Here is a 13633-nt window from a genome sequence, read left to right as displayed (position 1 = left end):
GGCCCCGGGCGCTCGGCGCTATGTTTAGTATGTTTAGCTCATCCCTCTTCACTAAATTTCTTCCAGCCTTCCTTACGACTTAGGGCTGTGCATTTTCCGCTCATCCCAATAGATAAACGCCCAGGCTCCTAGCGTACCGAAGGTGATGCCCAACACACTGCTGGCCAAAATGTCGACCGGCCAGTGCAAACCTAACAGCAATCGGGAATAACACACCGCGACCGCCCATACCGCTAAACCACCAATCAACCAGCGTGATCGACGCCGATATAGCAGCAACAAACAATAAAAACTCGCAATGGTCATGGCCGCAATAGAATGGCCAGACGGAAAAGAATAACTCACCTCGTCTTGCCAATGCAGCTTTAACCAACTGGGCACTTGTTGTTCCGACATATCACTGACGCCTTTGGCCACCCAGCGTTCGCGTATAGTGGGTAGTTGCGCATAAAAACGTTCGCTGTCGGCTAAGCGCCCCTTATCTGCCAGCCACAGTACAAACGGGCGGGGCTCTTTAAAATACTCTTTGGCTACACTTTTAGTGACAAAGGCACTGCCTAGGGCGGCCATTAAGCAAAAGAAAAACACCAGTAGCTGCCCCGGGCGGCGGCGCCAGCGAAATAACGCCAGCGCACTTAATAGAATTAATGTGAGCGCGATACCGAACTTACCGATGGTTAATGTTAGGCCATAAGCCAATAGGGCCGGGGTCTCGTCTAAATCGAGTAACGGAAACCAATGCCATTGCCATTGATAACCTAGGCTGGCAATCGCAACAGGCAACACCAGTAATGCCAGCACTGTGAATAATAATCGTAATGTCATAGAGAGAGCGCCAAAAAAAACCGATAACAAAAGATGCGAGGATATTAGCAAAACAAGGGGCGAATGATAGCTGAAGCTTACGCCAACAAGGAGTATAATAGCGCGTTATTTCAGGAGGTTGTCGATGAAGTTGCTAGCCGATGAAAATATGCCTTATGTACAAGAATTATTTGGTGACTGGGCAGAAATAGTGACCTGTGCGGGCCGAAATATGACCCCAGAACAATTACGCGATGTGGATGTATTGCTGGTGCGATCCATCACTCAGGTAAACGAAGACTTATTAGCTGAGGCATCCCGCTTACGCTTTGTGGGTACTGCAACCATTGGCTGCGACCACATAGATACCGACTTATTAGCGCGCCGTGGTATTGGCTTTGCCAGCGCACCTGGCTGCAATAAGGTGGCAGTGGGTGATTATGTATTAGCCGCCTTATTAAAGGTGGGAGAACATAAAAATTGGCAACTTAAAGACAAAACCCTAGCGGTAGTCGGCGTGGGTAATACTGGTTCCGAGGTTGCCCAACGAGCGCGAGCGCTGGGCATGACAGTGCTGCTATGCGACCCATTTAAGGGCGAGCACGACCCGACAGCTTTTGTCGAATTGGCGCACGCATTAACCGCCGACATCGTGAGCTTTCATGTACCACTGACCCACGAAGGACCACACCCAACGTGGCATTTGCTTGATCAGTCGATTATTGATGGGCTTAATGGTGCACAGGTACTGATTAACGCTTGTCGTGGCGATGTGTGGGATAACGCCGCGCTATTACAGCGCCAACAGGGTACTGATCCTTTGACTCTAGTGATGGATGTTTGGGAACATGAGCCAGCGTTACTTGCACCGTTAGTGCCTCATACACTGCTGGCCACGCCGCATATTGCCGGTTATAGCCTCGAGGGTAAGGCCAGAGGGACCTTTGCCTTGTATCGTGCATTATGCGAGCTTAATGGCCGTCAGGTGTCGTTAACCCCAGAGCAGCTATTACCGCTGCCACCCATTGGCGCTGTTCATCTGCACAGCGAGCTTGAGCAAGCATTGATCGCCCGCTTGGTGCAGCTGGTGTACAACATTGAACACGATGATGCGGCTTTTCGGTTAGCATTAGGTCAGCCGGGATTTTTTGACAGGTTACGTAAATATTATCCTCAGCGGCGAGAGCTTGGCTCGTTACAGCTTATTAATGCTGCTAGTACCGCACACGGCTTGGGGTTTAAAATATAAATGCCCGTGGCCGATAGATAAGTTCCCATCGGCACCGTTTTTTTCATACACTGTTTATATAAATATGGGTGGTGGCGCGTTTTGGCATTAAACACTCAGGTACAGCGTCAAGGCAAGGATACTAACAACGTGATGAAACAACTCAGACCCTATCTTGGTGCTGGCTTGGCTTTATGGCTAGGCTACTCGGCTACAGCGGCGGCTCAGGGCGAATTTTATATTGAGCTCCGGGGTCCTGAATCGGCTGATGCAACGCGCCTTAATAGCGCTCAGCCTCCTGCAGATAGTGCGGCGGGTAATCAACCGACTGCACAGCCGGCTACCGCTTCAGCAAATACTGCAGCTGCACCGTCTGCCATTAGCGCAGGGCGCTATGGGCCTATTCGTAGCACCGATACCTTATGGGCCATAGCGGCACGTAATACGCGAGCGCCCATTACAGTGCAACAAACTATGGTGGCGCTATACCACCTTAACGCTCAAGCGTTTGTACGTGGCAATATTAATTATCTGCAGCGCGGTGCTCAGTTGCGACTGCCAACTGACACTCAGGCAACCCAACGCTCGGCAGGCGAAGCGCAAATAGAATTTAGCCGTTTAAGCCGCCAAGGTAGCCGTCGAGTGACTCGGGCAGCCACGGCACCCTCAGCCGAAAAAACCACACAAATTGCGCAAGTGACCAAGCCTGCAGTGCCAGCCGTACCTGCATCTCCTGCTCCTCAAGTAGCAAAGCCTGCTCCTCAGGCTCAAGTGGCTGAAAAAACAACACCGGTTGCAGCGCCCTCAGCCCCCATGGCGGCTCAGCCACCGGGAACGATCAGTCAGACTCAACCAGAGACGCCGCTGGCCTATGGCCTCAGTGAGCCTAAAGCGGCACCCGCATCGGTTGAAAGACCAATGAGTGCGCCTAGCCCAAGTCAGGTAGAAGATAGCGCTCTCACTCGCTTACAGTTACAACTGATGGATGAGTTGCGTGAACAAGTCGCGATGTCTAACGAACAGTTAACGGCATTAGCGGATAACAATCAGGCTATGCGCCAGCGATTGACGCAGTTAACGGCTGAAGTCGAAGATTTAAAAACCTCTCGCAGCACAACAGGGTTTGCAGTTGAAGATATTCAGGCGGGGGAAGAAAAAACGAAGCCGCAAGGTTGGTTAAGTGAGCTGCTTAACAATCCTTTGAATTTGGCACTGATCCTGATTTTACCTGCGTTATTGTTGTTGGCACTGTTTACCTTGTGGTGGCGCAATCGAGAGCGGCGCGATTTGGCTGAGCAAGAACAAGAGTTATCAGAAACCAGCGCTATGCTAGAAGATGAGCGCGACGATTTTGAAGACTTGTTTGGCGCAGCAGACGATACCGATCCTATGCTCGACGATGAGCTTAAAGATATTCAGCTTGAGCAAGACGTGGACGAAGATGCTTTTACGCGTTTTTTAGAAGAGCAACAGCTGCAAGAAGAACAAGAAAATGTGCGCCAACAAGAAACGGCGGAGCAGCCAGTCCCAATAGATTTTGATGACGATGCCTTGTTTGAGGATGAAACACCGCTCACCGAAAGCGATGGGGATCGCGTATCTAATGACGATCTTGATGATGTATTCGCGGATACGGCCAGCGAGCAGGCTTTGCCTGAAGACGCTAGCCCACTAGAAGACACTAATTCAATAGACGAACCGGATGATACTTTTGTCACGACCGACGACAATACTGCTGAAACATTAGCAAACAGTGTCTTTGCTGATAGCCCGCTTGGCGATGATACTTTTGCCGACGAGCCAGAGGATAGCGCACCTGCCGACATCCCTTTAGCTAAAGAAGACTATGTGTCTGTTGACCAGCTAATGGCTGAAGCGGAAGCTGCCGACGGCTCAGTCTCAGAAAGAGAGCGCAAGTTAGATCTTGAACTGGATGACTATGCGGATGTGATTGGCCAAGGTGATGGCGTTGATATTGATGCCGATGAAGGTGGCATTGGTGCCCAGCTAGATTTAGCGCGTGCCTACATTGAAATTGATGATGTTGATAGCGCCCGCGATCTGCTAAACGAAGCCATTGAGCGTGGTAATGAAGCGCAGCAGCGTGATGCGCAGAAGCTATTGCAGCGGCTCGATAAACGCGGCTAACGTAACCATTAGCCTCTATATGGCATTATAACTGGCTTCATAATGAGGCCAGTTCTTCAATTTAGCTCGCTAACGAGTATAATTGCCGTCCTTTTTACCCCGTGGAATAAATTTATGCGCATTGCTCTTGGCATCGAGTATGACGGCAGCCAATATTTTGGCTGGCAACGACAACGAGAAGTCCCCAGTGTGCAAGCTGAGATAGAAAAAGCCGTATCACAAATCGCCAATCATCCCACTACGGTGCAATGTGCCGGACGTACCGACGCCGGTGTGCACGGTACCGGTCAGGTGGTGCATTTTGATACCGAGGCTATTCGCCAGCCCGGTGCGTGGACACTGGGCATGAATGCCAATTTGCCCAGTGATATCGCCATACGCTGGGTAAAATATACCAGTGACGATTTTCATGCCCGCTTTAGCGCGACCGCACGCCGCTATCGTTACATTATTTTTAACCACAGTATGCGGCCTGCCATTAATGCCAGTGGTGTGAGCCATTATGTGGGCGAACTTGATGCACAAAAAATGCACGAGGCTGGACAGTGCTTGCTGGGCGATCATGACTTTACCTCGTTTCGTGCCATGCAATGTCAATCGCACAGCCCTCAACGCAACATATTGCACTTAAATGTGCAGCGCTATGGGCACTATGTGGTGCTGGATATTAAAGCGAATGCCTTTGTGCATCATATGGTGCGCAATATTGCCGGTACTCTTATTAAAGTGGGGTTGGGCGAGGCGAGTGTAGGATGGGTGAAAGAGGTGCTGGCCGCGCGAGACCGCAGAGTAGCAGGCCCTACTGCCAAGGCCGGTGGTCTGTATTTAGTGACCGTGGATTACCCTGAATCATTTGGACTGCCAACCACCATACCCGGTCCTTTGTGGTTACCCGACAACTTACGCGGTTGAAGATGGGGTGGTTAACCCATAATTTTTATCAACGAACAGGCTGATATATGGTTTAATGCTTGCCATATTATCAAAAAACTCTCTTTAGAGAGTTTTTTGGCAGCCGGTCTGTTTTCGAAGCAATATATTTGCGAAACCCGCAGCAAATAAGCTGCAATAACGATGCAATTACGCTAAGGATCTCCATGAGTTGGTTAGAGAAAATTCTTCCCAAGAATAAGAACATTGGTGTTCGTCGTCACAGTATCCCAGAGGGAGTGTGGAGCAAGTGTGCCAGTTGCGAGCAGGTATTATACCGTGCCGAGTTGGACCGCAATTTAGACGTGTGCCCTAAGTGCGATCACCACATGCGCATTGGTGCCCGCCTGCGCTTAGACAAGTTTCTGGATGCGGATAACCGCGTTGAACTGGGTGCGGAATTAGAGCCACAAGATGTGCTTAAATTCAGAGATTCTAAAAAATATAAAGACCGCATTAGCGCGGCACAAAAAGCCAGCAACGAAAAAGACGCCATGGTGTCTATGACTGGTACCCTAAAAGGTATTCCCGTGGCCGTTTGTGCCTTTGAATTCTCTTTTATGGGCGGTTCTATGGCCTCGGTAGTGGGTGCGCGCTTTATTGAAGCGGTTAACGCTTGTATAGAAGAAAACCGTGCCTTGGTATGTTTTTCTGCCTCTGGCGGTGCGCGTATGCAAGAAGCGTTATTTTCGCTGATGCAAATGGCCAAAACCAGTGCTGCACTTAACCGCTTATCAGAAGCAGGCTTGCCGTATATTTCGGTATTAACCGACCCGACCATGGGTGGCGTATCGGCCAGCTTGGCGATGTTAGGTGACATCAACGTGGGTGAGCCAAAAGCCTTAATTGGTTTTGCCGGCCCTCGCGTTATTGAGCAAACCGTACGCGAAAAGCTGCCTGATGGTTTTCAGCGTAGTGAGTTTTTGCTGGAGCACGGTGCTATTGATATGATCATCGACCGCCGTGAAATGCGCGACAAGATAGCCGGTTTAATCGGCAAGTTGATGAACCAAGAGCCAGCCAACGCTAAGCCGCTGCACGTAGAGCCTGCCGATGGTAAGACGATGAACCAAGAGCCGGCCCAGCAGTAATGAGCCGCGACATTGCTCCTAAGCTGCGCACTTTAGCTGATTGGTTACCGGTGCTAGAAGGGCTCAATATGGCGCATATTGAGCTTGGCCTATCTCGCATGAATCTGGTTGCAGAGCGACTGGGGCTGCTGAGTTTGCCCAGTTATGTTATTACCGTGGGCGGCACCAACGGCAAGGGCACCACCTGTGCACTGATGGAGTCAATGTTGCGTGCGGGTGGCCATAGTGTGGGGGTGTATTCATCCCCTCATTTAGTGGATTATCGCGAGCGGGTACGCGTTAATGATGACAGTCCTGCCGCGGCCGATTTTTGTGCCGCGTTTGCGGCGGTTGACGCGGCCCGAATGCAGGCAAACAGCCCCGAGGTGGCGTTAACCTACTTTGAGTTCACGACGCTGGCGGCGCTGTGGTTATTTCGCGCGGCCGCACCCCAAGTGGTGCTGCTTGAAGTGGGGTTGGGAGGGCGATTAGATGCCACAAACGTGGTGGCATCAGATCAAACCGTAGTGACTACCATCGCATTGGATCATACCGACTGGTTGGGTTCAGATCGTGAAAGTGTGGGCTTTGAGAAAGCCGGTATTTTTCGGGGCGCTAAGCCTGCGGTGTGTGGTGACGCGGAGCCGCCCGCCAGCTTACTAGCGCATGCCAAGCAATTAGGCACCCCTTTATATTGCACGGGGCGTGACTATTTTTGGCAGGTACAAGAGAGCCAAGAACAGTGGTCCTTCAGCGGCTTTGGCGTAGAGCTGGATACGCTGCCGTTACCATTATTGCCGGTAATGAATGCAGCAACGGCAGTGGCTACACTGGCGCTATCGCCATTTATGCCCGATAGTAACGCCATTAAAGCAGGGTTAATGCAGGCACAGCTTATCGGACGTTTGCAGCAATTAACGTCTCAACTGTGGGTGGATGTAGCGCATAACCCAGAGTCTGCAACTTATTTGGCGAGCCGTTTACCAAGTATTAAAGGCCCAGGCCGCTGCTTAGCGGTGGTGGGCATGTTAAAAGACAAAGACATAGCAGCCAGCTTGGCGCCCTTACATGGCCTTGTGGATGACTGGTATTTAGCCAGTTTAAATGGGCCAAGAGGTGCGAGTGCCAACGAGTTATCTCAGTGGCAGGAAGGGGCGTGTTTTAGTTCGGTGGCGGATGCGTTGGCAGCGGCACACGCTAATGCCAAACCGCACGATGTGATCATTGCATTTGGTTCTTTTTTTACCGTTGCCGACGTATTAGCAAGTCACGCGCAGGCAAGCAAAGCATAACGAACGCCATAACGGGTCATATGGCTGGCAACATCATCGGCAGTAAGTGGGAGAAAGCTTTGGCGACACAGTTTCAGCAACGATTAGTAGGTACCGTTATTTTGGTGGCGCTGGGCGTTATCTTTCTGCCTGATTTATTAGACGGAAAACAACAGCGAGCACCGGATGAGTCGGTGACCATACCGCTGCGTCCCGAGCTTGATCCGGTGCGGCCGGTGGTAGTGGCGCCTGTGCAAACGGCTAAGGTGGATAACGGCGAAGGTGCACCTGTGGCTGCACCCGACACCTGGACCATAGAGGAAGCGAAAGAAGCGCCTCCTGTGGCACCCACGCCTAAGCCTGTTGCTCAAGCTGTTGTGGCTGCACCTGCACCTCAGCCAGAGGTGAAGGCCAAGCCCGTAATCACGCCAGCGCCAATCATTAAGCCGGTGGCACCCCAGTCGGGCGATCACATCGTACAGCTAGGGGCGTTTCGCAATGCAGACAACGTGAATGCGTTAGTGAAAAAGCTGCAAGCGGCAGGATACCGGGCGCAAACTACGCCAGCGGTTCCGCGTCAGGGCGAGATCAACCGAGTATGGATTGGGCCCGACAATAAAGCCCGTTTAGAGCAACAGTTAAGCGCATTGCAGCAGTTAACTGGCCTTAAAGGCAGTGTTAGACCTAAGTAATGAGCGGTAAGCCGTAAGCTTTAAGCTGTCAGTGAAATAAAATAAAACCCCGAGTCTGTTTACAGGCTCGGGTTTTTTATTGGCTGGGCTGGGGGCGCTTTAAGCCGTACGCCGTACGCGGTAAGAAATAAAACACCGGGTCTATTGATCCGGTGTTATTTTTTATCTTTAACGTATGGCTTATAGCGTACAGCTTACGGCTGTGTTGCAGGTATTTGCTGGGTAATGCAATGTATGTTACCGCCGCCCAGTAATACTTCTCGCGTTTCGACACCCACAACGTCTAGTTCAGGGAAGATAGTTTCTAATATCTGCTGTGCCTGGCCATCGGTTTTAGGGTCGAGTAATGGGAAGATCAATCGATTATTAGTAATCAAAAAATTGACATACGAGCCGGCCATGCGATCACCGGCAAGGCGTGGTACGCCCGAACCTGCCTTAACGCCGGCTGCTTCTTGCTTGCTGATATACAGAGGATTCGGTTGTGGCAACTTCCAAACTTTCAACTGTCGACCTTTGGCATCGCGTGCTTGGCTTAATACTTTAAAGGCGGCTTGAGATCGCGCATATTGAGGATCGTTTTTATCGTCGGTCCAATGCAAGATCACCTCACCTGGGCGAGCAAAACAAGCTATGTTGTCGATGTGGCCATCAGTTTCATCTAAGTACACGCCTAGCGGCAGCCAAATGAAATGCGTCACACCCAAATAGTCCTTAAGCTGCTGCTCAATGTCTTGTTGAGTATAATCTGGGTTACGGTTGCGATTGAGTAAACACTCTGCGGTGGTAAGCAGGGTGCCTTCACCGTCCACATGAATTGAGCCGCCTTCTAACACGATAGGGGCTTTAAACTTGGGGAATGCGTGGTGCTCGAGCATGGCACCCGCCATCGCTTGATCTTTTTCCCAAGAGTAATAGAGACCTTCTTCGTGGCCGCCCCATGCGTTGAATATCCAGCTAATGCCCGCACGCTCGCCGTTATTATTAATAACCATGGTGGGGCCGGTATCACGCGCCCAAGCATCGTCACTGTCTATGGCCACGAGGTTGACCGAAGACGGCATTATCGCTTTAGCATGAGCCATTTCTTGCTCGGGCACTGCCATATACACGGGGGTTGCTACGGCAATGGCCTCGGCAATGTTGGCAAAGGTGGCCTGCGCCGGCTTACCAAATTCGCGCCAGTTATCGGGGCGGTGTGGCCAAATCATCCACACCGCGTCTTGAGGTGCCCATTCGCCGGGCATATAAAAACCTTTAAGAGCGTCCATTAGCAGCCACCTTGTTGTTTGCCGTCAGAGGTTTGCAGTGTGCTATACATGGCGGGACGACGATCACGGAATAGCCCCCAGCTGGCTCTGGTGATGGCGATTTTTGCTAAGTCGAAGCTGTGCACCAAAACGCCTTCGGTCGTCTTATCGGCCTGCTGTACCAGCTCACCAAACTCGTCGGTAATAAATGAAGAGCCGTAGAACGTAGTCTCTAGCCCATCAATGTATTTGCTTTGTTCGGTACCAATGCGGTTAGACGCAATAACAGGAACTAGGTTGGCTGCCGCATGACCTTGCTGGGTACGCGTCCAGTGTGGCTGGCTGTCTATGGTTGCATCTTGGGGCTCGCTACCAATGGCGGTGGGGAAGAACATCAGCTCTGCTCCCAAGAGTGCTAGGCTGCGTGCGGTTTCGGGAAACCATTGATCCCAGCAAATAGCCACGCCAATTTTGGCATAACGGGTTTGCCATACTTTATAGCCAGTATCGCCTGGGGTGAAAAACTGCTTTTCTTGATAACCCGGGCCGTTAGGAATGTGAGTTTTACGATATAAATCGAGCACGCTGCCATCGGCATCGATGACGACCAGCGAGTTATAAAAAGCCGTACCCGCACGCTCAAAAAAGCTTAACGGCAGCACTACGGCCAATTCTTTGGCTAACGCCTGAAAATGGCGAATAAGCGGGCTGTTGTCGACTTCTTGCGCCAATGCAAAATGATCGGGGCTTTGGTCAATACAAAAGTAGGGTGCTTCAAACAGCTCTTGAATTAAGATAATTTGCGCGCCTTTTTCGGCGGCTTCACGTACCAGTTTTTCGGCACGATTGATGTTTTCTTCTCTATTCCAGCTGCAGGCCATTTGGGTGGCGGCGACACTAACCATGGTCATATTCAGTTCCTTAACGTGATAAAAGGGGACGAGTCGTTAAGGCACCTGAAGGCTATCATCAAGTGAGTCTTCAGCGGTGAAGCATTGCTTCCACCAAGGGGCCAAACCATCCATATTTTAACAACTCAAATTCAAGGCCGCAGTGTGCCTCTAAGGGGGAAAACTCGCAATTAGATCTTATGATTTTTTTAAATTATGAGGTTCGAAGAGCGGAGCATTGTTAAGGGTGACGCGTAAAGAGTGAAGGGGACGAGACAGTATCAAAACCCTAAGATCATTTTTGCCACGGAATCCACGGACGAAGAGCAGATCCAAAGCGAAAAGCCAGATTTATAAGGTTTCAACTAAGAAATTTTCACTTTGATTTAAATCTTAATTTTTCCGTGGGTTCCGTGGCGAGAAAGTTTTTTTGTCTTTTTAATACCAATCACATTAAGTATTTGGTCAGGTGCCGGGTCGGAGCGCCAGAGGTAACACAGCCGCCTCCCACGACACGCCATAAACCCATCCATGGGGGCTCGGGAAATGACGTCCCTGTCATTTCACGGTCGTGGGAGGCCATCTCTGTTACCTCTCCTAGTACACCGAGTTGCCCGTATACACTGCCAACAGGCGACTCTGCATCATCAAGGAGGACAAAGGGTATCTGCTCCACCGACCATCACATGACAGGGAGGTCATGTGCTGAGCGTCACAAGGATGTGCTTGCAGCGGGTCGGTGGAGCGGGCCCTTTGTTCGGAGCTGATATGACAATCAAATAGATCGATTGTTTAATGGAATTGGTATTAAGGGTGAAGGACTAAACATAGCGCCCGGCGCCCAGCACCAAGGAAAACAAAGAACGGTGTTTTGGTTTAGCTGGACGCCTAATGCTGGGCGCAGGGCGCTATGTTATTACTAATAAAACAGCCGCCAACCCAAGGCGGGTGGCGGCTGTTTATTTTTTGCTTATAGCGTATAGCTCCCCGAAGGGGTTAGGCTTTCGTCACAATATCATGGCTGCTAACCAACCAAAGCCAATTAATGGCAGGTTGTAATGAATAAAGGTCGGTACCACCGAATCCCAAATATGATCATGCTGACCATCGGCATTTAGGCCCGAGGTGGGGCCAAGGGTTGAATCTGAAGCCGGAGAGCCCGCATCACCCAAGGCGCCGGCAGTACCAATAATAGCCAGTGCCGCCAAGGGTGAAAAACCCAGCGCAAGACATAAAGGTGCATAAATAGGTGCAATAATAGGAATGGTCGAAAACGACGAGCCAATGCCCATGGTGATTAATAAGCCCACGATCAGCATCATCAATGCCGCCAGTGGTTTATTGTCACCCATGCTCATTTCAACAGCTTGCACTAGCGAGCCAATACCATCGGTGGCCTTGATAACGGCGGCAAAACCGGCGGCGGCAATCATAATAAAGCCAATCAACGACATCATTTTCACCCCTTGGGTGAAGGCATCTTGGCTTTCTTTAAACTTGATAACACCACCAAAAGTGAAAATAATAAAGCCGACCATGGCACCTAAAATGATGGAGTTGCTATATAGCTGTAAGCTCAATGCACATAAAATCGCGATTATCGCTACGAAAAGATGCGGCACATGAATTTGTATATGCTCGGGCTCTACCGCGACAATTTTGCTTTCATCGTACAGGCGTGGTTTGCGGTAGGTGAAAAACAGCGCCACCAATAAGCCTAAAAACATACCAAACACCGGAATACCCATGGCAATCGGTAGCATAGAACGCGTTACTTCAACGCCATTCTCTAGCATGTTCGCCAATAAGACCGTGTGCAAAAAGATACCGCCAAAGCCGACCGGTAGCATCATGTAGGTAGCAGTCAGACCAAAGGTCAGCACACAGGCCACGGCGCGGCGGTCAAGCTTAAGCTTGGCCATGACGTGTAATAGTGGCGGGATCAAAATAGGAATAAAGGCAATGTGCACGGGTACCAAGTTTTGCGATGACACGGCAACTAAAAAAATGCTCGTCAACAGCAAGGACTTAATCCATACCATGCGTCCGGCACTGGCATTTTGGCCCAGCGCTTTAATGATTTTAAAGGCCAATAAGTCGGTAATGCCAGAGCGAGCAATAGCCACGGCAAAGGCCCCCAGCATGGCATAACTTAGTGCGATAGTGGCGCCACCGCTCAAGCCTCCGGCAAAAATATTGGCCGCCTCTGTGAGTGATAAGCCGCCCACCATGCCACCGACGATGGCGCTGAGGGTAATGGCAATCACCACGTTAATACGCAGTAAACTCAGTACCAGCATCAGGCAGACGGCGATAACAACAGGATTCATTATGTATCCTTACGATTTTGTAATTAAAGAGAGATGAGGGTGGGTATTCTGCGAGTTTAGCGCAGAATGTCGAGCTTTTTTGCCAATTCAAGCAGGGAGGCAAAGCCGTGTTCGATGAGGCATAAGGAGTCTGGCGTTGTAATCTTTCATGCTTTACTGCGTTAAGTTGTAGTTATTTTGAGCAAGTGAATTGATATAACACGCTGCCCCTTGGGTTTCACATTGCTCGCCCATATACTATTAGGTTGAACGATGTGGTTTCTTGTAAACCTATATAGTGTAATCACCAAGGAGATAGACATGAGCGTATTGGTAGGCCGTCAGGCCCCTGACTTTACTGCTGCAGCTGTACTGGGCAATGGCGAAATCGTTGAAAACTTCAACCTAAAAGAGTTCACCAAGGGCAAAGCAGCAGTGCTGTTCTTCTACCCATTGGACTTCACCTTCGTATGTCCTTCTGAACTGATCGCCTTTGACGATCGTTTTGAAGAGTTCCAGAAGCGCGGCGTAGAAGTAATCGGCGTGTCAATCGACTCTCAGTTCAGCCACAACGCATGGCGCAACACCAGCGTTGAAAACGGCGGCATTGGCCAGGTTAAATACCCACTGGTAGCTGACATTAAGCACGAAATCTGCAAAGCATACGATGTTGAGCACCCAGAAGCCGGTGTGGCTTTCCGTGGTTCTTTCTTGATCGACAACAACGGTCAGGTACGTCACCAGGTAGTAAACGATCTGCCACTGGGTCGTAACATCGACGAAATGCTGCGCATGGTTGACGCGCTGCAGTACCACGAAGAGCACGGCGAAGTATGTCCTGCACAGTGGGAAAAAGGCAAAAAAGGTATGGAAGCTTCTACCGAAGGTGTAGCTAAATATCTGACTGAAAACGCAGCCGATCTAAAGCGCTAAACCGCGTTTAGATTAACTGAGTTAAAAAATGCCGGCGCAAGCCTAACACCGATCAGTTAAGAAATTTTGGCGATCGGTTGACCGATCCTTATACGGCGTCAGAATACC

General features: G+C 50.4%; 11 protein-coding genes. 7 read left to right on the top strand and 4 right to left on the bottom strand.

The features are described from left to right. Window positions 1–72: 72 nt before the first annotated feature. Window positions 73–825 (bottom strand): phosphatase PAP2 family protein, encoded by a 753-nt coding sequence (locus ACFQ1C_RS08220; protein WP_379558127.1) that lies wholly within the window; start codon window positions 823–825, stop codon window positions 73–75. Between the two features lie 124 nt (window positions 826–949). On the opposite strand from ACFQ1C_RS08220, the gene ACFQ1C_RS08215 reads away from it, so the two are divergent. The 6 genes from ACFQ1C_RS08215 (at window position 950) to dedD (ending at window position 8143) form a co-directional block, all read left to right on the top strand. Further along, on the top strand, window positions 950–2053 hold the full coding sequence (locus tag ACFQ1C_RS08215) for a 4-phosphoerythronate dehydrogenase (protein ID WP_379558126.1): 1104 nt from the start codon (window positions 950–952) through the stop codon (window positions 2051–2053). A gap of 132 nt (window positions 2054–2185) precedes the next feature. Beyond that, complete coding sequence (locus ACFQ1C_RS08210; protein WP_379558125.1) at window positions 2186–4180, top strand: FimV/HubP family polar landmark protein; 1995 nt, start codon at window positions 2186–2188, stop codon at window positions 4178–4180. 114 nt (window positions 4181–4294) lie between these two features. Beyond that, window positions 4295–5092, top strand: a complete 798-nt coding sequence (gene truA, locus ACFQ1C_RS08205) for a tRNA pseudouridine(38-40) synthase TruA (protein WP_379558124.1) — start codon at window positions 4295–4297, stop codon at window positions 5090–5092. 185 nt (window positions 5093–5277) lie between these two features. Then, entirely contained in the window at window positions 5278–6201 is a 924-nt protein-coding gene (gene accD, locus ACFQ1C_RS08200) for an acetyl-CoA carboxylase, carboxyltransferase subunit beta (protein WP_379558123.1), read from the top strand. Beyond that, window positions 6201–7472, top strand: coding sequence for a bifunctional tetrahydrofolate synthase/dihydrofolate synthase (gene folC, locus ACFQ1C_RS08195; RefSeq protein ID WP_379558122.1), 1272 nt, complete (start codon window positions 6201–6203; stop codon window positions 7470–7472). Before accD ends, folC begins: the two co-directional genes overlap by 1 nt. Window positions 7473–7531: 59 nt before the next feature. After that, complete coding sequence (gene dedD, locus ACFQ1C_RS08190; RefSeq protein WP_379558121.1) at window positions 7532–8143, top strand: cell division protein DedD; 612 nt, start codon at window positions 7532–7534, stop codon at window positions 8141–8143. Between the two features lie 194 nt (window positions 8144–8337). Here dedD and aguA read toward each other — a convergent pair whose 3' ends face one another. The 3 genes from aguA to ACFQ1C_RS08175 form a co-directional block, all read right to left on the bottom strand. Further along, window positions 8338–9414 carry an agmatine deiminase gene (gene aguA / locus ACFQ1C_RS08185; protein ID WP_379558120.1) on the bottom strand — a complete coding sequence of 359 codons (1077 nt, stop codon included), beginning with the start codon at window positions 9412–9414 and terminating at the stop codon, window positions 8338–8340. Further along, entirely contained in the window at window positions 9414–10304 is an 891-nt protein-coding gene (gene aguB, locus ACFQ1C_RS08180) for an N-carbamoylputrescine amidase (protein ID WP_379558119.1), read from the bottom strand. Before aguB ends, aguA begins: the two co-directional genes overlap by 1 nt. A gap of 986 nt (window positions 10305–11290) precedes the next feature. Continuing rightward, entirely contained in the window at window positions 11291–12613 is a 1323-nt protein-coding gene (locus ACFQ1C_RS08175; protein WP_379558118.1) for a Na+/H+ antiporter family protein, read from the bottom strand. Window positions 12614–12913: 300 nt separating this feature from the next. On the opposite strand from ACFQ1C_RS08175, the gene ACFQ1C_RS08170 reads away from it, so the two are divergent. Next, window positions 12914–13525: a peroxiredoxin C gene (locus ACFQ1C_RS08170; RefSeq protein ID WP_379558117.1), complete on the top strand. Its 612-nt coding sequence runs from the start codon at window positions 12914–12916 to the stop codon at window positions 13523–13525. Window positions 13526–13633: the final 108 nt, after the last annotated feature.

The sequence above is a fragment of the Oceanisphaera ostreae genome, assembly GCF_042676125.1.
Lineage (GTDB): Bacteria > Pseudomonadota > Gammaproteobacteria > Enterobacterales > Aeromonadaceae > Oceanimonas > Oceanimonas ostreae.
Note: the sequence above shows the minus strand (reverse complement) of the source record. Positions and strands in the feature narration are given on the sequence as shown.

Bases quoted from the DNA above. Each gene is read 5' to 3' on its own strand.
- ACFQ1C_RS08220 (WP_379558127.1), bottom strand. From the start codon at position 825: ATGACATTACGATTATTATTCACAGTGCTGGCATTACTGGTGTTGCCT.
- ACFQ1C_RS08215 (WP_379558126.1), top strand. From the start codon at position 950: ATGAAGTTGCTAGCCGATGAAAATATGCCTTATGTACAAGAATTATTT.
- ACFQ1C_RS08210 (WP_379558125.1), top strand. From the start codon at position 2,186: ATGAAACAACTCAGACCCTATCTTGGTGCTGGCTTGGCTTTATGGCTA.
- truA (WP_379558124.1), top strand. From the start codon at position 4,295: ATGCGCATTGCTCTTGGCATCGAGTATGACGGCAGCCAATATTTTGGC.
- accD (WP_379558123.1), top strand. From the start codon at position 5,278: ATGAGTTGGTTAGAGAAAATTCTTCCCAAGAATAAGAACATTGGTGTT.
- folC (WP_379558122.1), top strand. From the start codon at position 6,201: ATGAGCCGCGACATTGCTCCTAAGCTGCGCACTTTAGCTGATTGGTTA.
- aguA (WP_379558120.1), bottom strand. From the start codon at position 9,414: ATGGACGCTCTTAAAGGTTTTTATATGCCCGGCGAATGGGCACCTCAA.
- aguB (WP_379558119.1), bottom strand. From the start codon at position 10,304: ATGACCATGGTTAGTGTCGCCGCCACCCAAATGGCCTGCAGCTGGAAT.
- ACFQ1C_RS08175 (WP_379558118.1), bottom strand. From the start codon at position 12,613: ATGAATCCTGTTGTTATCGCCGTCTGCCTGATGCTGGTACTGAGTTTA.
- ACFQ1C_RS08170 (WP_379558117.1), top strand. From the start codon at position 12,914: ATGAGCGTATTGGTAGGCCGTCAGGCCCCTGACTTTACTGCTGCAGCT.